At 63.4% G+C, this 20,501-nt stretch carries 17 protein-coding genes; 13 read left to right on the plus strand and 4 right to left on the minus strand.

Annotated features, from left to right (window positions below):
* From Q8R73_RS18235 to Q8R73_RS18275, 9 genes are all read left to right on the plus strand, one after another.
* The coding region (locus Q8R73_RS18235; RefSeq protein ID WP_305720950.1) for a chemotaxis protein CheW at positions 1–259 on the plus strand (259 nt) is incomplete at its 5' end.
* Positions 260–329: 70 nt separating this feature from the next.
* Positions 330–695, plus strand: a complete 366-nt coding sequence (locus Q8R73_RS18240; protein WP_305720951.1) for a PleD family two-component system response regulator — start codon at positions 330–332, stop codon at positions 693–695.
* Between the two features lie 139 nt (positions 696–834).
* Entirely contained in the window at positions 835–1,953 is a 1,119-nt protein-coding gene (locus Q8R73_RS18245) for a chemotaxis response regulator protein-glutamate methylesterase (RefSeq protein WP_371126127.1), read from the plus strand.
* Entirely contained in the window at positions 1,950–2,819 is an 870-nt protein-coding gene (locus Q8R73_RS18250) for a protein-glutamate O-methyltransferase CheR (RefSeq protein WP_305720953.1), read from the plus strand. The genes Q8R73_RS18245 and Q8R73_RS18250 overlap by 4 nt, the downstream gene beginning before the upstream one ends.
* A 205-nt stretch (positions 2,820–3,024) precedes the next feature.
* Positions 3,025–4,647, plus strand: a complete 1,623-nt coding sequence (locus Q8R73_RS18255) for an ABC-F family ATP-binding cassette domain-containing protein (RefSeq protein ID WP_305720954.1) — start codon at positions 3,025–3,027, stop codon at positions 4,645–4,647.
* Between the two features lie 327 nt (positions 4,648–4,974).
* Positions 4,975–6,771: an adenylate/guanylate cyclase domain-containing protein gene (locus Q8R73_RS18260; protein ID WP_305720955.1), complete on the plus strand. Its 1,797-nt coding sequence runs from the start codon at positions 4,975–4,977 to the stop codon at positions 6,769–6,771.
* A gap of 274 nt (positions 6,772–7,045) precedes the next feature.
* Entirely contained in the window at positions 7,046–9,856 is a 2,811-nt protein-coding gene (locus Q8R73_RS18265) for a di-heme-cytochrome C peroxidase (protein ID WP_305720956.1), read from the plus strand.
* A 137-nt stretch (positions 9,857–9,993) separates the two neighbouring features.
* Entirely contained in the window at positions 9,994–12,396 is a 2,403-nt protein-coding gene (locus Q8R73_RS18270) for a bifunctional diguanylate cyclase/phosphodiesterase (protein ID WP_305720957.1), read from the plus strand.
* Positions 12,397–12,478: 82 nt separating this feature from the next.
* A complete protein-coding gene (locus Q8R73_RS18275) occupies positions 12,479–12,883 on the plus strand; it encodes a host attachment protein (RefSeq protein WP_305720958.1) in 405 nt (134 codons plus the stop codon).
* A gap of 102 nt (positions 12,884–12,985) precedes the next feature.
* On the opposite strand, the gene ctrA is transcribed toward Q8R73_RS18275, so the two are convergent.
* On the minus strand, positions 12,986–13,687 hold the full coding sequence (gene ctrA / locus Q8R73_RS18280) for a response regulator transcription factor CtrA (RefSeq protein WP_305720959.1): 702 nt from the start codon (positions 13,685–13,687) through the stop codon (positions 12,986–12,988).
* Positions 13,688–14,052: 365 nt separating this feature from the next.
* On the opposite strand from ctrA, the gene fliI reads away from it, so the two are divergent.
* The 4 genes from fliI to Q8R73_RS18300 all read left to right on the plus strand — a co-directional run bounded on the left by fliI (position 14,053) and on the right by Q8R73_RS18300 (position 17,521).
* On the plus strand, positions 14,053–15,378 hold the full coding sequence (fliI, locus tag Q8R73_RS18285) for a flagellar protein export ATPase FliI (protein WP_305720960.1): 1,326 nt from the start codon (positions 14,053–14,055) through the stop codon (positions 15,376–15,378).
* A 120-nt stretch (positions 15,379–15,498) separates the two neighbouring features.
* Positions 15,499–15,918, plus strand: coding sequence for a flagellar export protein FliJ (gene fliJ, locus Q8R73_RS18290; protein ID WP_304743886.1), 420 nt, complete (start codon positions 15,499–15,501; stop codon positions 15,916–15,918).
* A gap of 193 nt (positions 15,919–16,111) precedes the next feature.
* Positions 16,112–16,657 (plus strand): sigma-70 family RNA polymerase sigma factor, encoded by a 546-nt coding sequence (locus Q8R73_RS18295; RefSeq protein WP_304743887.1) that lies wholly within the window; start codon positions 16,112–16,114, stop codon positions 16,655–16,657.
* Between the two features lie 3 nt (positions 16,658–16,660).
* Positions 16,661–17,521 (plus strand): anti-sigma factor domain-containing protein, encoded by an 861-nt coding sequence (locus Q8R73_RS18300; RefSeq protein WP_305720964.1) that lies wholly within the window; start codon positions 16,661–16,663, stop codon positions 17,519–17,521.
* A gap of 123 nt (positions 17,522–17,644) precedes the next feature.
* Here Q8R73_RS18300 and Q8R73_RS18305 read toward each other — a convergent pair whose 3' ends face one another.
* The 3 genes from Q8R73_RS18305 to Q8R73_RS18315 form a co-directional block, all read right to left on the minus strand.
* The gene (locus Q8R73_RS18305; RefSeq protein WP_305720961.1) at positions 17,645–18,481 is read right to left on the minus strand and encodes a GntR family transcriptional regulator; all 837 of its coding nucleotides are present in this window, start codon (positions 18,479–18,481) and stop codon (positions 17,645–17,647) included.
* Positions 18,482–18,532: 51 nt separating this feature from the next.
* The gene (locus Q8R73_RS18310; RefSeq protein ID WP_305720962.1) at positions 18,533–19,420 is read right to left on the minus strand and encodes a 3-keto-5-aminohexanoate cleavage protein; all 888 of its coding nucleotides are present in this window, start codon (positions 19,418–19,420) and stop codon (positions 18,533–18,535) included.
* Between the two features lie 11 nt (positions 19,421–19,431).
* A partial coding sequence (locus tag Q8R73_RS18315; RefSeq protein WP_305720963.1) for a CaiB/BaiF CoA-transferase family protein occupies positions 19,432–20,501 on the minus strand: 1,070 nt, incomplete at its 5' end.

The following is a 20,501-nucleotide window of genomic DNA, read 5'->3' on the forward strand; positions in this document are numbered from 1 at the left end:
CGGCCTGCCCAAAAACGACGACGGCAAGCCGCCGATGGCGGTCGGCGTCGACCTGCGCGGCGAATCCTATGGCCTGCTGATCGACCAGATCGGCGAAGTGCTCAAGCTCGCCGACGAGGGCCGCGAGGAAAACCCCGTCAATCTCGATCCCCGCATGGCCAAGCTCGCTGGCGGCGTCCACCGTCTCGACGGCCAGCTCATGGTCGTCCTCGACGTCGATCGCGTGCTCGAAATCGTGCCTGACATGCTCGCGGCATAAGACCGGCGAGCACACACCCAAGCGGCATTGGAAACGTCCCTTCGGCGATAGGGAAGAAGCAGAGGCTAAAATGCGAACATGTCTCGTTGTCGATGACTCCAGCGTCATCCGAAAAGTCGCAAGACGTATCCTCGAAGGTCTGGACTTCCAGATCATCGAAGCCGAGGACGGCGAGAAGGCGCTCGAGGCCTGCAAGCGCAACCTGCCCGACGCGATCCTGCTCGACTGGAACATGCCGATCATGGACGGCTACGAGTTCCTCGGCAATCTGCGCCGCATGCCCGGCGGCGACGCACCCAAGGTGGTGTTCTGCACCACGGAGAACGACGTTGCGCATATCGCGCGTGCGCTTCACGCCGGCGCCAACGAATACATCATGAAGCCGTTCGACAAGGACATCGTCACGGCCAAGTTCCAGGAAGTCGGCCTGATCTGATGATACCGATCCGGTGGCCGAACGGCCTCCGGCGTTAGCGTTTCTGTAGTGCCGCGTTCGGCGTACCTGGTGATGAATGAGTATTGCGTTGGCAAGTTCCTCGTCTTCGAATTCGGCGCACCAGGCGCCGCTACGGGTGATGGTGGTCGACGATTCCGTTGTGATCCGGGGATTGATCTCGCGCTGGATCGCCGCCGAACCGGACATGGTCGTCGCGGCGTCGCTGCGCACCGGGCTTGACGCCGTCAACCAGGTCGAGCGCGTCAATCCGGATGTTGCGGTGCTCGATATCGAAATGCCGGAACTCGACGGCATTTCCGCGCTGCCCCAGTTGCTGGCGAAGAAGCGCAATCTGATCATCATCATGGCCTCGACCCTGACTCGCCGCAACGCGGAGATCAGTTTCAAGGCGCTGTCGCTGGGTGCGGCGGATTACATTCCGAAGCCGGAAAGCACCCGGGAAGCGGCCGCCGCCGATATCTTTCACCGCGACCTGATCGAGAGGATTCGCACGCTCGGTGCCAAGGTGCGCCGCACCGCTCCGGCTTCGCATCATCCCTCGACAAGTCCGACGCTGGCGCCGTCACCGTCGCCGTTGCGCGAGCCGGTGTCCCGGCTGCCGCAGGCCACGGTCGCGCCGCCGCCGCTGACGCGCCGCCCATTCAGCAGCCAGGCGCCGCGCGCGCTCCTGATCGGTTCATCGACCGGCGGCCCGCAGGCGCTGATGACGCTGGTCGCCGAAATCGGCGCGGTGATCGACCGCTTCCCGGTGCTGATCACCCAGCACATGCCGCCCACCTTCACGACGATCCTGGCGGAGCATCTGGCGCGCGCGAGCCATCGGCCGGCGCACGAAGCCGTCGACGGCGAAATCGTCAAGGCCGGCACGATCTATCTCGCCCCGGGCGGCCGCCACATGCGGGTCGTGCGCCGCGGCACCGATGTCGCGATCGCCCTCGACGACGGGCCGCCGGTCAATTTCTGCAAGCCCGCGGTCGATCCCTTGTTCTCCTCCGCGATCGACGCCTGGCAGGGCGGCATTCTGGCGGTCGTGCTCACCGGCATGGGTTCGGACGGGATGCGCGGCGGCAAGGAGATCGTCGCCGCCGGCGGCAGCGTGATCGCCCAGGACGAAGCCACCAGCGTGGTGTGGGGCATGCCGGGCGCTGCCGCCAATGCGGGCATTTGCTCGGCCATCCTGCCGCTCGCCCAGATCGCGCCGAAACTCGTCCGGTTGTTTGCGGGAGATCGTTCGTGACGCCGCTGGATTACGAGTTCCTGCGCAAGATCCTGAAGGAACGATCCGGCCTCGATTTGTCCGCCGACAAGCAGTACCTGGTCGAGAGCCGGTTGATCCCGCTGGCGCGAAGGGTCGGATTGTCCGGCATCGGCGAACTGGTGCTGAAGCTGAAGGCCGGGACTGAGCCGCTGACATCCGAGGTGGTCGAGGCGATGACCACCAACGAGACGTTCTTCTTCCGCGACAAGATTCCGTTCGATCATCTGAAAGAGGCGGTATTGCCGGCGCTGGCACAGGCGCGCGCCAGCCGTCGTGCCCTGCGCATCTGGTGCGCGGCGTCCTCGACCGGACAGGAGCCGTATTCGATCGCGATGTGCGTGAAGGAGTTCGCCGCGCTGGCGGGATGGCGGGTCGAGATCGTTGCCAGCGACCTGTCGCAGGACGTGCTGGTGAAGTCAAAGGCGGGGATCTACAGCCAGTTCGAGGTGCAGCGCGGTCTGCCGATCCAGTTGCTGGTCAAGCATTTCAAGCAGGTCGGCGAGATGTGGCAGCTCAATGCCGATATCCGCGGCATGGTGCAGCACCGGCAGCTCAATCTGCTGCAGGACTTCTCCCACCTCGGAACGTTCGACGTGATCTTCTGCCGCAACGTGCTGATCTATTTCGACCAGGACACCAAGGTCGGCATCTTCGAACGGCTGTCGAGGATGCTCGAACCCGATGGCGTGCTGGCGCTGGGAGCGGCCGAATCCGTGGTCGGCCTGTGCGACGCCTTCAAGCCCTATCCGGACCGGCGCGGGCTTTATCGCCCGAACGCGACCCGCGCGCCGCGCGCCGGCGCTGCGGCGATGCCGCTTCGGGCAGTTGCCGCCGCGACGCGCTGAACGGGCTCTTCTGGTTGGACGCGTTTTCGCGAACCGTACCCACCCCATCATGTGCGGGGCAGGCTTTGGCTCGCACCTTGGCAGCGCGCAGTTACCCCGTTTTCGCCTGCCCCGGATTGGGCCGCCGGCCAGCCCAAAATCCCTTCCTTGACCGCGCCACATGGCCTAAGAGCAGCGCAATAATTTCCCTCATCCCCAGGCAACAATGATCCGTCTCGACAATATTTCAAAGCAGAACGGCCACCAGATCCTGTTCATCGAGGCCTCGGCGGCGCTCCAGAGGGGCGAGAAGGTCGGCCTCGTCGGTCCCAACGGTTCCGGCAAGACCACGCTGTTCCGCATGATCACCGGCCAGGAGCAGCCCGACGAGGGCCAGGTGGCGGTCGATCGCGGCGTCACCATCGGCTATTTCAGCCAGGACGTCGGCGAAATGTCCGGCCGCAGCGCCGTGGCCGAGGTGATGGATGGCGCCGGCCCGGTCAGCAGCGTCGCGGCCGAGCTGAAGGAACTCGAGACCGCGATGGGCGATCCCGAGCGGGCCGACGAGATGGACGAGATCATCGAGCGTTACGGCGAGGTGCAGGGCCGCTTCGAGGAACTGGACGGCTATGCGCTGGAGGGGCGTGCGCGCGAAGTGCTCGCCGGCTTGAGCTTCAGCCAGGAAATGATGGACGGCGACGTCGGCGCGCTGTCGGGCGGCTGGAAGATGCGGGTGGCGCTGGCGCGTATCCTCTTGATGCGCCCCGACGCCATGCTGCTGGACGAGCCGAGCAACCATCTCGACCTCGAAAGCCTGATCTGGCTCGAGCAGTTCCTCAGGGGTTACGAGGGCCTGCTGCTGATGACGTCGCATGACCGCGAATTCATGAACCGCATCGTCAACAAGATCGTGGAGATCGATGGCGGCTCCCTGACGAGCTATTCGGGCGACTATGAGTTCTACGAGCAGCAGCGCGCGCTGAGCGAAAAGCAGCAGCAGGCGCAGTTCGAGCGGCAGCAGGCGATGCTCGCCAAGGAAATCAATTTCATCGAGCGCTTCAAGGCGCGCGCCTCGCACGCGGCGCAGGTGCAGAGCCGTGTCAAGAAGCTGGAGAAGATCGAGCGGGTGGAGCCGCCGCGGCGTCGCCAGACCGTACAGTTCGATTTCCTGCCGGCGCCGCGCTCGGGCGAGGACGTGGTCAGCCTGAAGAAGGTGCAGAAGGGCTATGGCAGCCGCAACATCTATGATGGGCTGGACTTCCAGGTGCGCCGCCGGGAGCGCTGGTGCGTGATGGGAATCAACGGCGCCGGCAAGTCGACGCTGCTCAAGCTGGTGGCGGGTTCCACGGAACCCGATGACGGAACGGTCGCCGTCGGCGGCAGTGTGAAGATGGGCTACTTCGCCCAGCACGCGATGGATCTGCTGGACGGCGAGCGCACCGTGTTCGAGTGGCTGGAAGATTCGTTTCCGCAGGCCGGGCAGGGCTCCTTGCGCGCGCTGGCCGGCTGCTTCGGCTTCTCCGGCGACGACGTCGAGAAGAAATGCCGGGTGCTGTCGGGCGGCGAGAAGGCGCGGCTGGTGATGGCGCAGATGCTGTTCGATCCGCCGAACTTCCTTGTGCTCGACGAGCCCACCAACCATCTGGATATGGCGACCAAGGAGATGCTGATCAACGCATTGTCCGAATTCGAGGGCACCATGCTGTTCGTTTCACATGACCGTCACTTTCTGGCCGCCCTGTCCAACCGGGTGCTGGAACTGACGCCGGAGGGCGTTCACCAGTACGGCGGCGGCTACACGGAGTATGTCGCGCGCACCGGCCAGGAAGCACCCGGCCTGCGCAGCTGAAGGCGCTGGAGGGCTGTGGCTGGCGGCGCCTGGTTCGGCCGGTGCCCGACTCCGATATTCGGTCCTCGCTTGTCCGTATTCGAGGGGCGCCACGCTGTTCCTGACAGATCGCGATGACCCCGCCGCTGTCGCCGTCGCGCCCGCGCTTTCGCGAGCATTGCTTTGCGGGCATGCTCCCATTCCAGCGCGGCTGCGGCCTGGCCCGAAAGCAGCCTTGGCATCGTCACGACGTGTGGATATGGTTTCGCGGGGCAGGGATTCTAAATCCATCGGATACGGGTCGGCCGACCGCGTACCATGGTATCTTCCAGCTTGGGAGCCGGGGAGATGGAAAGACGCCTATCTGCAATCGTCTGCGCTGACGTCGCAGGTTACTCGCGGATGATGGGCGCCGACGAGGCAGGCACCCACGCGGCGTTCAAGGCCCATCGAAGCGCGGTCTATCCGGTCATTCTCAATCACGGCGGCCGGTTGGTGAAGAACACCGGCGATGGTTTCCTGCTGGAATTTCCCAGCGTCGTGGGCGCGATCGAGTCCGCGATCGGGATGCAGACGCTGATGGCGGAGCGAAACGCCCAGTTGCCCACCGATCGGGTCATGCAATTCCGTCTCGGCGTCCACATGGGCGATGTGATGGCCGACGAGGACGAGGTGTTCGGAGACGGGGTCAACATCGCGGTTCGCCTCGAAGCGATTGCCGCCCCCGGCGGCGTGGCCGTGTCCGCCAAGGCCTACAATGAAGCCAGCAAACACCTCAAAACGCCCCTGGTCGACGCCGGCGTTCACAGGTTCAAGAACATCGCCGAGCCCGTCCACGTCTGGACCTGGGAGCCGGCCCGGTCCGAGAGCCCCGGCCGGGAGGCCAAAAGCGCGTCGCACCTGCCGGCCCAGTACCGAACCGCGATCGTCGGAGTGCTGCCGTTTGCCAACCTCAGCGACAGCGCCGACGAGTATTTTTCCGACGGACTGACCGAAGACCTGATCCACGCGCTGTCGCTGCAATCGTTTTATCGGGTGCTGAGCCGGAACTCGACCTTCGCGTTCAAGGGCAAGAACCTGAGCACGCGGCTGATCGCGCGCGAAATCGACGCCACCTATCTGATCCAGGGATCGGTGCGGCGTGCCGGAACCAAGATTCGCGTCACCGCCGAACTGATCGCGCCGGAGAACGGCGAGCAATTATGGGCCGGCCGCTACGACCGTGACATCGGCGACCTGTTTGCGATGCAGGATGAGATCACCACCAATTTGTGCGCGGCATTGGCGACGGAGATCTACCGTGCCGAAGCGTCCGCACCGGCCCGGTCGTCGACCGACCTGACCGCGTGGGACCGCTTCCTGCGGGGGCTTTCGCACTATTACAAGCCGACCAAGGCGGACTACGAAGCCTCGATCGATTTGTTCAGGGAAGCCATCGCGCTCGATCCGGCGCTGTCCATCGCGCGCGCCTATCTTGCCACCATCCTGACGCAGGGCGTGCACTTTGGATGGATCAGGAGCACCCGCGAATTGTGGAAGGAGGCGCTGGATCTCGCGGAAAGCAGTGTCCGGCTCGATCCCCGTTCGTCATTCGCATTTTCAATCCTGTCCTATTTGAACGCGATGGAAGGCAATCACGATGCGGCGATGGAGGCCGCGCGGAAGGCGGTTGGATTGAACGCCTATGACATGGGTGCGCGCGGCGTGCTCGGCATATGCCATATGGTGATCGGTGAGCACCGGCAGGCCATCGAACTGTTCTCGACGGCGGTTCAGCAGGGCAACAGCGACCCCCGATACCAATGGCCCGTGTTCAATGCGTTCAGCCACTATCTGCTCCGGCAGTATGACGCTTCGCTGTCCTGGGCCCGGGAAGCCCTGTACCTGAATCCCAATCACCTCCAGGTGCTTTGCGTGCGCGCGGCGGCGCTGGCGCAACTTGACCGGACCGAGGAAGCGGCCAAGGCGGTCGAAGTCCTGTTGGCCAGCTTTCCGGGCCTGACCGTCGAGCGGCATTTGAGGAATTTCCGCTGGAAGTGCGCGGCCGACACCGCCCATTATCGCGACGGACTTTTGAAGGCCGGCGTACCCTTGCGCAACCTGACCCTCGTCGAGTCCGGCTCAAAGCTCACCGCGAATTCGTAAGGCGGGCTTCGGGGGCGGCGCCGCGCCGGGTCGGGTCAATTTCCCGCGATCTGGCCGGCCGGCCCGGAAACGATCATACCTGCGCGGAGAGTGTCCGCCTTGCAGGACTCCCTTGCCGGTCTCCAGTTGACAGAGGTTCGGATTCCGCCAAAACTCCTCTGCAGCCTAAGGTAGCGTTTCGGCAATTAGATTCGCCTTTTCAAAGCGCGGCGAGTCAGTTTGATATTTTGATCGTCGGTACTTTTCAAAATTTTGCTATTTTCAGGATTCAGCCATGCAGGACCACAGCAGCAATAGGTTTGCGAACGGCGGGTCAGCGCCGGGCCCCGAGGTTTCGCCCGACAATCCGTGTCCCTTCCTGCGCGCCGTCGTATCGGAGGGGTTCGTCGGTGGCCACGTCGTGCCGATTCCGGAGCTTTGCAAGACCGTCGAGGCCGCCAGCGGCAAGACCGGGCTGCAGAAGAAAGTGGTCGGCTTGAAGACCTACCCGGTGGCCTTGGTGGCCAACGGCTTCAGTCCGTTGCGCCTGTTGAAGAGCTGGTGGTCCGGAGCCGAACTCGACGCGCTGCGCAATGGCCCGCTGGACAAGCATGGCGTCGGCTCGCGCATCCTGGACGCGTCCGCCGAGGTGCATGAGAGCGAGATCGCGCGGCTCGCCGAGTTCGGCAGCGAATGGCCGGATCCGTGTGGCGGCACCGAGCGCGGGCTGACCGGCAGCCAGATCAAGACCTACATGAATGCGAATTTCGATCGCGCCAAGGGCCACAGGCGCTGGTTCGACCGGCTGCTGATGAACGGCGAATGGCCGGTCCTGCTGGATATCATGGGCAAGGGCGAGGGCGACAAGCGCTACCTCAGCGTGACCGAGGTCAGGACGCTGTTCGTCGACCGGCGGCTGCCCGACCGAATCAATGCGCGGCTGGCGGCGCAGGCGAGTGCGCCGGCACCGGGTCCGTTGCGCAAGATCCTGAAAGCCGCGGTCTGGCTGGTTGCGCTGGCCGTCGCGGCGATCGTGGCGATCGCCGAATTTCCCAATCAGGTCGGCAAGCTCATTCCGCCGCTGGCGCAGTTGCTGCCGCCGCCGCTGCCGGATTTCGCCCCTGTGAAATCCGCGCACTGGCTCGACCAGAACTGGTCGACCGAGGACCGTCATTGGTTCCACCATGCGAGCCAGGGCACCGCGACGTTCCCGGTGCCCTACGCGTGGTTCGTGGCGCTGGAACAGCCGGGGCTTTATTTGTTCACCTCGCCCGGCCGGCTGGCGGACCCGCATTATCTGGAGCGGATGGGTTTCATTCCGAGTCCGAAAACGGTCCGCGCGGACGCCGCGACCCTGCGCCGCTTCGGCTTTGTCAACACGCCCGGCGTCAAGACCGAGCCTGCTCCGGAAACCGTGGCCGGGTTGCGGCCGACGCCGGCCGAGAATTTCGACGGCCTGCCGGTCGGATTCTCGCGCATGACCCCCGTCATCAATCCCGGGACCGGCGAGCCCGACTCCGACAGGATCGGGCTGACTTGTGCGGCCTGTCACACCGGAAGCCTCCGCTACAAGGACGTCAGCGTGCGCTTCGACGGCGGCGCGGCCATGCTGGAACTGCGCAAGCTCGAAAGCGCGACCGGCCTTGCGATCTTCTACACGCTGATGGTGCCGGGCCGGTTCGACCGCTTCGCCGACCGCGTGCTCGGTTCCGAATCCAGCAAGGATGATCGCAACAAGCTCAAGCAGGGGCTCAAGGAGGTCGCCGATTTCCTGAAATCCCAGATCGAAATTACCGCGAAGACGCTGAAGGCGAAGGGCCAGAAAGACACCGATGAAGGCTACGGCCGGCTCGACGCGCTGAACCGGATCGGCACCCAGGTCTTCTATACCGATCTGGCGGCAAGCGGCCTGTCCGACTATGCCGACAACATCCACGCCAACGATGCGCCGGTCAGTTATCCGCCGGTCTGGACCGTACCCTGGTTCTGGTGGGCGCAGTATGATGCGTCGATCGAACAGCCGCTGATCCGCAATGCCGGCGAGGCGCTGGGCGTCGCGGCGCTGGTCAATCTGTCACCCGATCATCCGCCGGAGAAGCTGTTCAGTTCGTCCGTTGCGCTTGAAAATCTGGTGCGCATCGAAGCGATGTTGCGCGGTCCGGATCCGTTCGGCCGAAATCCAAAGGATTTCGCCGGGCTTTACGCGCCGGCATGGCCGTCGCATTTGTTCCCCGATGATGACGCATGGAAGATCAAGCCCGAGCGTGTCGCCAAGGGCCGCGCGCTTTACGCCGAGATCTGCGCTGAGTGTCACCTCGGACCGGTCAAGGATCCCCAGTTCGACAGGCAGTTTCCGGACAAGAGTTTCTGGACCGACAAGCGCTGGAAACAGGATCCGAAAGGCGGCTGGGTGCTGGATGAGATTCAGAAGCCGGTCGCGCATATCGGAACCGACCCGGCGCAGGCCAACGTGCTGCAAACCCGGCAGGTTCAGATTCCGGGATTCCTCGACCTGCAGCCGTCGCGCGATCTCGGCGAGCGCTGGGGGTGCAAGAACCTCGCGACCTATTCCTCGACCAGCATGCCGTTCTCGATCGCGCTGATGATCCTCGTCGACAAGGTTGCCCAGAAATGGATCAAGGACAACAACATCCAGGAGCCCGCGATCAGCGAGTTGTGGGGCGACCGCAGCAACTGTCCCAACCCCGCAGCGTCGCCGGAGAAGCCGATCTATCGCGCCCGGCCGCTGAACGGCGTCTGGGCGACGGCGCCCTACATCCACAATGGCTCGGTGCCCTCGCTGTACTGGATGCTGAAGCCCGCGGCCGAACGCCCGAAGCAGTTCTGCCTGGGCGCGCGGGATTTCGATCCCAAGGATGTCGGCTTCCGGGTGCCCGCCGGCGGCGACAAATCCTGCCAGACCGGCGAAACCATGTTCCAGGAGTCCGACAGCCACGGCAAGGCCATCAACGGCAACAGCGTGATGGGACATTCGCTGGAGGCCGATAAAGGACAGGACATGAAAACCTACAAGAACGGCGTGATCGGCCGCGCGCTGTCCGATGAGGAGCGGTACGACCTGATCGAGTATCTGAAGACGCTGTAGCGGGCGCGGCGGGCGGTTCCACGCCTCCGAAATGCACTGGCGAAAGCGGAGGTTCCTTAACCCGCCGAGAGTAGCGTCCTGTGCCGGGCCTTCCGCGACCCGGCACCCGCCGCCGTGCGGCTGCACCAAAGGCATTCATGGACGATTCTCCGCCGCCGGCTGGTTCGTTAACCGGAAATTCGGACCGTGCAGACACGCAGGCACAACTCGTTCAATTGACGCGCAGCGTGGCGCACGCGGCGGACTGCCCGATGGCGGTCCTTTTTCTCGAGGCGGCAACCGGCGAACTTGAAGTGTCCGCGTACTTTGGCCTGCATGGCTCAGTCGAAAGCTCCGGCCTGCGGATACTGGCGCAAGCGGTGCGATTTGATCCCGCTGGCCTGTTGATCGTGAACGACAGCAATGATGAGCGCAGGCTGCTGCCGAAAGATGGCAGGCTTTTTGGGGCCGCGCATCCAGTCATCAGGTTTGTCGCGGCGCTGCCGATTGCGCGCGGCGCCGGGAAGATCGGCGGCTTTCTCGTCGTGGCCGACACGGCGCCGCATGCGGGGCTCAACGGAGCCACGACCTATGTCTTGCGCACCCACGCTTCGCAGATCTCGTTCGTCCTGGAATGGCAGGCATGTCGCGAAGCAAACGGGCGGGAAGCCATCGCCCGGCGCTCGAAGATGGAACGCCTTCGATTGCTTGAGTCCGTCGTCATCAATGCCAACGACTCCGTCCTTATCACCGAAGCGGAGCCGATCGATCTTCCCGGACCGCGCATCGTCTACTGCAATGCCGCCTTTACCAGAACGACCGGCTACTCCGAGGAGGAAGTGATCGGACTTACGCCCAGGCTGCTGCAGGCCGAACGAACCGACAAGGAGGCGCTGGCACGATTGCGGGCGGCACTCGCCGCCTGGAAGCCGGTCGAAGTCGAACTGCTCAACCGTCGAAAAGACGGCACCGAGTTCTGGGTGGAACTCAGTATTGCCCCCGTCGCCGATGAACGTGGCTGGTTCACTCACTGGGTGTCCGTGCAGCGCGACGTGACCGATCGCAAGCATGTGGAAGAGACAACGTTGCGGGCGCGCGTGGCAGAGGCGGCCAATCAGGCGCTGGGAGCCGAAATTCAGGAGCGGAAGCGCATCGAGGATCAACTGCTCTACACGGCGTTTCACGATGACCTGACGAAACTGCGCAATCGCCCTTACTTCATGGACCGTCTCATCGTTTCACTGAGCCGTCTGGAAAGCGATCAGGACTTTCGTTGCGCGGTGCTGTTCATCGATCTCGACCGCTTCAAGATGGTGAATGACAGTCTTGGTCATCGGGCGGGCGACCTCCTGCTGATGGAGGTGGCGCGACGTCTCGAAACCTGTTTGCGCCGCCAGGACACCCTCGCGCGCATCGGAGGTGACGAATTCGCCGTGCTGATCGAAGACGACGAGGGAGTTACTTCCGCGGCTTCTACCGCCCGCCGCATCATCGAGGCGATGAGGCAGCCGATGTGGATCGGTAAGCAGGAAGTGTTTTCGTCCTGCAGCATCGGCGTGGTCCAGGCCACGGCGCTTTATCGTACGCCGGAAGAATTGTTGCGTGATGCGGACATCGCCATGTACGAGGCGAAGCGCCACGACAAGGGCAGCTACGCGATCTTCGCAGGCTCCATGCACGACAGCGCGGTCGAGGCGCTGAGGCTGCAGACGGACCTGCAGAATGCCCTCATGCGCAACGAGTTCTTTCTGGTCTATCAGCCCATTTGCAGTGCGAGCACGGGCGAGATTGTGGGAGTGGAAGCCCTGATCCGGTGGCAGCATCCGACGCGCGGAATCGTGTCCCCGCTCGAATTCATTGCGGCGGCCGAGCAAACCGGCGTTATCAGGGAAATCGGGCGCTGGGTATTGCGGGAGGCGTTTGGCCAGATGCGGACCTGGTGCGATCGCTTTCCGGGTTTGAAGCTGCGTCTTGGAGTCAACGTGTCCGGAAGCGAGTTGCAGGATCCGCGCTTCGTTGCCGATCTGCAGAAGGAACTGACGACGGCCGCTCTCGGCGCGCATGATCTGCAACTCGAAGTGACGGAAGCTATATTCCTTCGTCGCCCGGAGCATATCGAACTGGTATTGAGCGGCATCAGGGAGTTGGGCGTCCGCGTCGCTCTGGACGATTTCGGAACGGGCTATTCATCGCTGAGCTACCTCGATCGCTACGAGATCGACACGCTCAAGATCGACCGGTCGTTCGTAGCCAGCATGCTGACGAGACCCCGGACATTGGCGATCGTCAGGAACATCGTAAGCTTGGCCCATGCGCTTGGTCTCGACATCGTGGCCGAAGGGGTCGAGGAAGAGGAGCAACTTCGCATGTTGGCCGGGATGGGCTGCACGACGGTCCAGGGCTACTTTCTGAGCCGTCCCTTGTCGGTCGCGGAGATCGATGTTGCACTCGCCGAACATTTCGCGCTCCGGGAAAGCGATGCCGCGGTGTCGAAGTTCATGGTCTTTTCGAGGGAGGTGGTCCGCGCGCCGTCAGCGCAGGGGATGAACCAGGTTGCGTAACACCCTTCAGAGGCCACGGGGCGGAACTTAGCAGCCACTGATCCATTGGTTTGAGGACACCCCTCACACTTGCGGAGAATTCATGCTGTTACCCAAGGGAACAACCGTGGCCGTCGCCGACGGCGAGAAGCTCAATCTGTTCCAGAATACCGGTGACGAGGCCAATCCCGCGCTGACGGCGATGCCCGAAGCGGACGTGGACAGCGTCAACAAGGGATCGGGCGCCAGCCATCAGAACAGCTCCGCCAATCCCGACGGCGGCCAGGCCGCGGAAGACGGCTTTGCCGGTGGGATCGCCGAAATGCTCAACAAGCGGGTGCTGCAGGGCGAGATTTCCGATCTCGTCATCATCGCGGCGCCGCGCACCCTCGGCGAGTTGCGCAAGAGCTACCACAAGAAGCTGTCAGACGTGCTGCGCGGTGAAATCTCCAAGGATCTCACCGGCCACGCGGTGCACGACATCGAAAAGGCCATCGCTGCCGCGTAACCGGCTGCAGGCGCTTGCCCCACAAACAAAAACCCCGCCATTCGCGGCGGGGTCCAGTCCGGGGAGACGAGAGCTGGTCAGGCTCTCGGGTAAAACCTGTGATCAGGCGGGAATGCGCTCTTCGACTTCATGCGGCTCGCGCAGCACGTAGCCGCGGCCCCAGACGGTCTCGATGAAGTTGCGGCCTACGGAGGCGTTGGCGAGCTTCTTGCGCAGCTTGCAGATGAAGACGTCGCTGAACTTCAGTTCGGGCTCGACCATGCCGCCGTAGAGATGGTTGAGGAACATTTCCATGGTGAGGGTGGTGCCCTTGCGGAGCGAGAGCAGCTCCAGCATCTGGTATTCCTTGCCGGTCAGATGCACGCGCTGGCCGCCGACTTCTACCGTCTTGGTGTCGAGATTGACCACGAGGTCGCCGGTCTGGATCACCGACTGGGCGTGGCCCTTGGAACGGCGCACGATCGCATGGATGCGGGCTACCAGTTCGTCCTTGTGGAAGGGCTTGGTCATGTAGTCGTCGGCGCCGACGCCGAGACCCTTGACCTTGTCCTCGATGCCGGCGAGGCCGGAGAGGATCAGAATGGGGGTCTTGATCTTCGACACCCGAAGCTGCTTCAGCACATCGTAACCGGACATGTCGGGCAGGTTGAGGTCGAGAAGGATAATGTCGTAATCGTATAGTTTGCCGAGATCGACGCCTTCCTCCCCGAGATCCGTCGTATAGACGTTGAAGCTCTCGGATTTGAGCATCAGTTCGATCGACTGCGCAACGGCGCTATCATCTTCTATCAGCAAAACGCGCATGCCAGTCCCCTATAGTCGCCGCTCCGGGCGTCAGGTCGGCCGCACTTGCGGCACTCACAAAACGCCTTTGACAACTGATTCGGATCCTGACGACATATGGTTAACAAAATCTGATTCCCGTCTGCAAGCTCTATCCGTGCAATTTTCGTCGAATCGCCCTAAGATATTGCATCAAAGTAGATTTTCGTAACCACTCCCGTTCAAGTTCCACATTAAGAGACGGGCCTAACCGACTCCTGCGACTCGCCCTTCTTCTGACGGCAAGCGCTCTCAGTCACCAAAGACAGTGACGTAATGATTAACGATGCGGGTAAACACCAAGTTAAGGGCAGGGCCAAAATGCGCGGAAACTTAAGGTTTTCGCAATGAAGGCGCTTGCCGAACAGATCGGCGACATCGACGGCGTCAACATCTATGGCCGGGTGGTCGGGGTCCGCGGCCTGATGGTCGAGATCGCCGGACCGATCCATGCGATGTCGGTCGGCGCCCGGATCGTGATCGAGACCGGCGGCAATCGCCTGATCCCCGCCGAGGTGATCGGTTTTTCCGGCAACAATGCCGTGGTGATGCCGTTCGCCGGCCTCGAAGGCGTGCGGCGCGGCTGCCGCGCGGTGATCGCCAATGCCGCCAGCCAGGTGCGGCCGTCGGCGGCATGGCTCGGCCGGGTCATCAACGCGATGGGCGAGCCGATCGACGGCAAGGGGCCGCTGGCGCAGGGGCCCTCGCCGATGCCCTATCGCAACTCGCCGCCGCCGGCCCATTCGCGAAAGCGGGTCGGCACGCCGCTCGATCTCGGCGTGCGCTCGCTCAATACGTTCCTGACCTGCTGCCGCGGCCAGCGGATGGGCATCTTCGCCGGCTCCGGCGTCGGCAAGTCGGTGCTGCTGTCGATGCTGGCGCGCAATGTCGATGCCGACATCACGGTGATCGGCCTTGTCGGCGAGCGCGGCCGCGAGGTCCAGGAGTTTCTGCAGGACGATCTCGGCGACGCCGGCCTGGCGCGATCGGTGGTGGTGGTGGCGACCTCGGACGAGCCCGCTCTGATGCGGCGGCAGGCGGCCTACCTGACGCTGGCGATCTGCGAATACTTCCGCGACGAGGACAAGGACGTGCTCTGCCTGATGGATTCGGTGACGCGGTTTGCGATGGCGCAGCGCGAGATCGGACTGTCTGCGGGCGAGCCGCCGACCGCCAAGGGCTATACGCCGACGGTGTTCACCGAACTGCCGAAGCTGCTGGAGCGCGCCGGTCCGGGCACTGGAATCGGCACCATCACCGGCATCTTCACGGTGCTGGTGGACGGCGACGACCACAACGAGCCGATCGCGGACGCGGTCCGCGGCATCCTGGACGGCCATATCGTGATGCAGCGCGCGATTGCCGAGCGCGGCCGTTTTCCGGCGATCAACATCCTCAAATCGGTGTCCCGCACCATGCCGAAATCCGCCGATCCGGCCTTTCTGCCCGTCATCACCCGGGCCCGCCAGGTGATGGCGACCTATGCGGACATGGAGGAACTGATCCGGCTCGGGGCCTATCGCCAGGGCTCCAGCCCGGAGGTGGACGAGGCGATCAAGCTGCACGGTCCGCTGGAGAGCTTCCTGCGCCAGGCCAAGGACGAAGTCACCAGCCTGATCGAGGGATACGGCCAACTTGGTAAAATCCTCGAGGATTTGGAAACGGAACGCTAACTTTGTCGGGCCATGATCCGCGCGACATGAGTAATGCTGCCGGTGGGGCCCTTATGACTTCATTTGGGGATGCCGGTTCCGTCCCGCGTTCAGACCGGGACTTCTGGGGAGTACGAGTCGATGAAGTCACGTGAAACGCTGATCCGCCTGAAGAAATTTCAGGTCGACGAGAAGCGCCGAAGGGTCGCCCAGATCGAGGGCATGATCGCCGATTTCCAGCGCATGTCGGTCGATCTCGAGCGCGAAATCCATTCCGAGCAGGAGCGCGCCGGGATCAACGATCCCACGCATTTCGCCTACCCGACCTATGCCAAGGCGGCGATCCAGCGGCGCGAAAACCTGACCCGCTCCGCCGACGAACTGCGAATACAGCTCGAAGACGCCAAGGGACTTTTGGGCGAAGCCTTCGATGAGCTCAAGAAGGTCGAACTGCTGGACGAGCGCGACCAGGCGCGCGAGCGGGCCGAAGAGAGTGCCCGGGAGCAGGCCGATCTCGACAGCATCGGCCTGATGCGCGCCCGCATCGGAGCCATCGCCTGACCGTTTCCCGGCCGCCTTTGGCGACGTACCACCAGCACCCGGGCCGCAAGGTCCGGGTTTGTTATTGGCTGTCCACAGCCCCGTCATCGCCGACTTGGTGGCCACGTCAGGCGCAAGGTATGATACGATTTGTCAGGACCGCCGCTCCGGTGGCTCGAGGAGCGATAGGGCTTCGCGATTTTGGGGACGCTGAATGCTGACGCCAGCTGAGCTGGTCTGGCTGATTGCCGCAGTTGCGAAGGGGGATGAGGCCGCTTTCGAGCGGCTTTACGCCGCCACGCGCGCGAAACTATTCGGCGTGGTGCTGCGTATCTTGCGGCGACAGGATCTCGCCGAGGAGGTCCTTCAGGAGGCTTACGTCAAGATCTGGAATAACGCCGGGCAGTTCAATCCCGGGCTGTCGTCGCCGATCACCTGGATGGCGTCGATCGCCCGAAACCGGGCCATCGATGTCGTTCGCAAGCGGACCGAAGTGTCGATCGAAGAGGAGCCCTCGGCCATGGAAGTGGCGGCCGACAGCCCGGATCCGCTGGCGCGCCGGGAAATGACGGAAGAGTTGAAACGGCTTCTGGAGTGCGTCGGACGCCTCGAGCCGGACCGCCAAAAGCTGGTGCTGCTGGCCTATTACAATGGCTGGAGCCGCGAGCAGCTGGCGGCGAAATTCGAGACACCGGTGAACACGGTGAAGACATGGCTGCGCCGCAGCATGATGGATATCCGGGAGTGTCTTGGACTCTGAATGATGGCCTACAGCGAAGACCATATCGCGCTCGCCGCGGAATACGCACTCGGCACCCTCGATGCCGACGAGCGCGCGCAGGTCGAGACCATGATGTCCGTGGACAAGGAGTTCATGGTGCTGGTCGAGGCGTGGCAGCAGAAGCTCGGCGGCCTCAACCAGATGGTCGGATCGGTCGAGCCGAGGCCAGAGGTCTGGGACAGGATCAAGGCCGCGATCGGACATTCCGAACCGCAATCGCCGTTGCTCCTTCCCGACGCGCAGTCGGCGCCGCCGCCCACCGACGTCAGCGAGCCCGCCGCCCCGGTCGACACGTCCAAGGTCATCCAGTTGTCCGCCCGGGCCCGGCGCTGGCGCAACGTGGCCACATTGACGACCGCGATAGCCGCGGCCCTGGTCGCGATGATCGCCACCCAGCTCTTTGCGCCGGACCGGCTTCCCGAGGGTCTTCGCCCGAAGGTGCGCACCCAGGTGGTCGAGGTGAAGACCACGGTGATCCCGCCACCGTCGGGGCAGTATGTCGCGCTGCTGCAGAAGGACAGCGCGTCTCCCGCCTTCATCCTCACGGTGGACGCCACCAGCAAGAACTTCACCGTGCGCCGGGTAGGGGCCGCGCCCGAGCCGGGCAAGAGTTTTGAGCTGTGGCTGGTGTCCGACAAGCTGCCCGGGGCGCGTTCGCTGGGCGTGATCGGCGGTGATGACTTCACCACGCGACCGGTGCTTCAGTCGTATGACGCCGATACGGTGAACGAGGCGACCTATGCCGTGACGCTCGAGCCCGAAGGCGGTTCGCCGACCGGCGTCGCCACCGGGCCCGTCGTGTTTACCGGCAAGCTGATCGAAGCCGTGCCGCCGGCACGGTAACCATCGGCGCCGTGTTTGAGAAGCGTGCCGGATTTCAACGGGGTGTCCGCTCAAGGCTGCTGCGCAGAACGTCAAACGTCTGCGAGATCCATAAACCTGCGTTCGCTCACATCACCATCATCGTCAGGACCGAAGCAGTTTGATAGCGAACGAGAAGCTATATCGCCCGGCAGGATAAATGGTCTTCGAAATCAAGACGGTCTTTGCGTCTTCGGAGAAATAGCGGCGAATGATCTGCATCCCGGGCGACTGATCCTCCACCCCGAGCCGCCGCGCCGCGATCTTCGGCACCGGACAGGCACTCGTCTCCTGGAACATCTTGAAAACCCGCGATTTCGATTTGCGGTCGATCACCGTGTAGGCCGGCGCCCTGAGGCGATCGAAGTGATTGCTCAAATTCGCCAGATACGGTGGCAGATAAAGATGCGAGTAGGCGACAGGAAGCTGGTGCTTCCGGATCGAGCGCAGCGATTCTATTTGTTTCCATTGCTCGCCTCGCCGGCAATCCAGCAGCTTGGCCAGGCTGGCATCTGCCTTGACCATGCATTCCGAAAGCGTCCGCTGTTCGGTCGCTTCGATATTCGGAAACAGCGCGGAAACCGACTCGGCTTCCTGCACGTAGCGGGCATCGGCGGTCACACTGCGAACAAAGGTGCCTATGCCGGCGTGACGCGTCACAAGCCCCATGTCGGACAGGACCGCCAGCGCGGCACGCGCCGTGTTGCGGGACACGCCGAAGCGGTCGCAAAGATCCGCCTCCGTGGCGATCAGGCTGCCCACGGGAAATTTGCCGGACGCGATATCCTCGATCAATGATTGCGCGACCCGCGCATACCGCGGCTGGAAGTCCAGGGCGCCGGACTCCAGCAGATCGCGCCGCTTGTCCGGCGAAGCCGGAGGCACGGTCCGGCTCGCTCTGGTGGCTTTACCGGTCTGAATGCCGGTCGACTTGGCGACCATTCCAGTTGGTTCCGATACAAGGGCCTGACCACCCGCTACGCGATATAGAACTTACCGCCGATTCGGAAGCTGCAGGATCTCGCGCGTATCGGCCGGCGCGGCGACCGGACGCCCAAGCTCGCTGGCCCGCCTGGCGATGCTTGCGACGACGGCGGCATTGGTCGGGCAGCCATCCTCCGAATAGGGATAGTCGCCAAGCCCCACCTGAATGTGGCCACCCGCGAGGATGATCTTGTCCAGCAGCGCGTCCAGCCTGCCGCCGATATAGGTCACCGCCCATGCCGTCGGCACATTCTTCGGCAGGAAGGCGAGGTAGGCATCCAGTCCCGCGGCCGTGCCGGGATGGCCTGCGATCAGGATCTTGTCCGTCAGTACCAAGCTGACAAACAGCGGCGCGTCGAGCAGCGACATCGTGGAAAACGCCTCGATCTGCCGGATAAACGAGACATTCCAGGCTACCAGCGACGGCTTGATTTCGGCCTGGCGCAGACGCTGCGAAAGCGCAATCAGCATGTCCGTGCCGTTGACATAAACCGTGCCGGGTGAGCGGAACGCCGGGGTGCGGGCGTCGAACAGGTCGGCATTGACCGAACCCATGTCCATCGGCACGAAATCGGGCCGTGTCGCAGGGACGCTGGCCAGTCGCTGCGTGTTGGCAAAACGCTCCTCGAAAGAGGATGCGACAGTGAGATAGCCAAGACTGGGATGAACCAGGATCGGCGACTGTTCCCTGACGGCGAGGATCGTATCGCGGCAGGTTTCGAATCGGTTGTCCGGCAAGCCACCGGCATCCCGGCCATGAAAGTGGACGATGCTGGCGCCGGCCTCGAAACACGCCGTCGCATCGCTCGCGATCTCGCCCGGCAGCCACGGCACGTTGCGGTTTCTGTTGCGTGTGGCGTACTCGTTCACCCTTGCTTCGATGATCAACGGGTCCACGATTTCAGCCTCTAGATCGTTTTCGATGCACGCAGCCGACCGATCTCCTGCGGCGCCAAGCCCATCCAGTCGGCCAGCACCTCGTCGGTGTGCGCGCCGATCGCGGGCGCATCCCGGTAGCTACTGACGGGCGAGGCCGAGAATTTCATCGGATTGGCGATATGCGCCAGATGGCTGCCTTCAATCTCGCCGGGACCTATCCGCATGCCGCGATCCCGGATTTGCAGATGACCGAACACGCCCGCCATGTCCAGCACCGGTCCGGCCGGAACATTCGCCCGCTCCAGCAGCGCGAGCCATTCATCGGAATCGCGCGTCAGCAGGACCCCCTGGATAATCGCATTCAGTTCGCCCTTGTGGGCCAGCCGCTGGCTGTTCGAACAGAACCGCTTGTCTGCCGTCATGCCGGAAAATCCGAGCACACCGCACAGATCGGCGAACTGTTCCTCGTTGCCGACGACGACGACGATCTCGCGATCGGCGCAACGATACAGTTGCGACGGCGTGCCTTGCGGCGCCCCGGTGCCGTGGCGAAGCGGAATATTCCCGGTCATCAGGTAATTGCTGGCAATGTGGGAAAGCGCCGCGACCTGGGTATCGAGCAGCGACAGATCGATGTGCTGGCCGGCGCCACTCGCGGTCCGATAATGCAGTGCAGCGAGGATCGATACGACCGCATACATGCCGCCGGTGAAATCGGAAACCACGAACCCGACCCGCTGCGGTCCGCCCTCGCGGCCTTCGGCTCCCGTCACGCTCATCAGCCCGGACATCGCCTGGAAAACCAGATCGTATCCCGGACGGTTGCGAAGCGGTCCGGTCTGGCCGAAGCCCGTGATCGAGCAATACACCAGCGCCGGATTGATCCGGGCGAGCGACGCATAATCGAGGCCATATCGCGCCAGCGTGCCGACCTTGTAATTCTCGATCAGCACGTCGGCTTTCGCCGCCATCCCCCGGATCAACCCCTGGCCCTGCTCGGTCGAGATGTCGACCGTGATCGATTTCTTGTTCCTGTTGGCGCTGGCGAAAAAAACGCTTTCGGCCGAACCGCGCTTTGGATGCGTGAAATAGTGACCGA

The sequence above is a fragment of the Bradyrhizobium sp. genome (assembly GCF_030697065.1).
Taxonomy (GTDB): Bacteria; Pseudomonadota; Alphaproteobacteria; order Rhizobiales; family Xanthobacteraceae; genus Bradyrhizobium.

What these genes read in the sequence shown, in the direction of transcription:
- Q8R73_RS18240 (WP_305720951.1), top strand. Translation starts at nt 330, where the DNA reads ATGCGAACATGTCTCGTTGTCGATGACTCCAGCGTCATCCGAAAAGTC.
- Q8R73_RS18245 (WP_371126127.1), top strand. Translation starts at nt 835, where the DNA reads ATGGTGGTCGACGATTCCGTTGTGATCCGGGGATTGATCTCGCGCTGG.
- Q8R73_RS18255 (WP_305720954.1), top strand. Translation starts at nt 3,025, where the DNA reads ATGATCCGTCTCGACAATATTTCAAAGCAGAACGGCCACCAGATCCTG.
- Q8R73_RS18260 (WP_305720955.1), top strand. Translation starts at nt 4,975, where the DNA reads ATGGAAAGACGCCTATCTGCAATCGTCTGCGCTGACGTCGCAGGTTAC.
- Q8R73_RS18265 (WP_305720956.1), top strand. Translation starts at nt 7,046, where the DNA reads ATGCAGGACCACAGCAGCAATAGGTTTGCGAACGGCGGGTCAGCGCCG.
- Q8R73_RS18270 (WP_305720957.1), top strand. Translation starts at nt 9,994, where the DNA reads ATGGACGATTCTCCGCCGCCGGCTGGTTCGTTAACCGGAAATTCGGAC.
- Q8R73_RS18275 (WP_305720958.1), top strand. Translation starts at nt 12,479, where the DNA reads ATGCTGTTACCCAAGGGAACAACCGTGGCCGTCGCCGACGGCGAGAAG.
- ctrA (WP_305720959.1), bottom strand. Translation starts at nt 13,687, where the DNA reads ATGCGCGTTTTGCTGATAGAAGATGATAGCGCCGTTGCGCAGTCGATC.
- fliI (WP_305720960.1), top strand. Translation starts at nt 14,053, where the DNA reads ATGAAGGCGCTTGCCGAACAGATCGGCGACATCGACGGCGTCAACATC.
- fliJ (WP_304743886.1), top strand. Translation starts at nt 15,499, where the DNA reads ATGAAGTCACGTGAAACGCTGATCCGCCTGAAGAAATTTCAGGTCGAC.
- Q8R73_RS18295 (WP_304743887.1), top strand. Translation starts at nt 16,112, where the DNA reads ATGCTGACGCCAGCTGAGCTGGTCTGGCTGATTGCCGCAGTTGCGAAG.
- Q8R73_RS18300 (WP_305720964.1), top strand. Translation starts at nt 16,661, where the DNA reads ATGGCCTACAGCGAAGACCATATCGCGCTCGCCGCGGAATACGCACTC.
- Q8R73_RS18305 (WP_305720961.1), bottom strand. Translation starts at nt 18,481, where the DNA reads ATGGTCGCCAAGTCGACCGGCATTCAGACCGGTAAAGCCACCAGAGCG.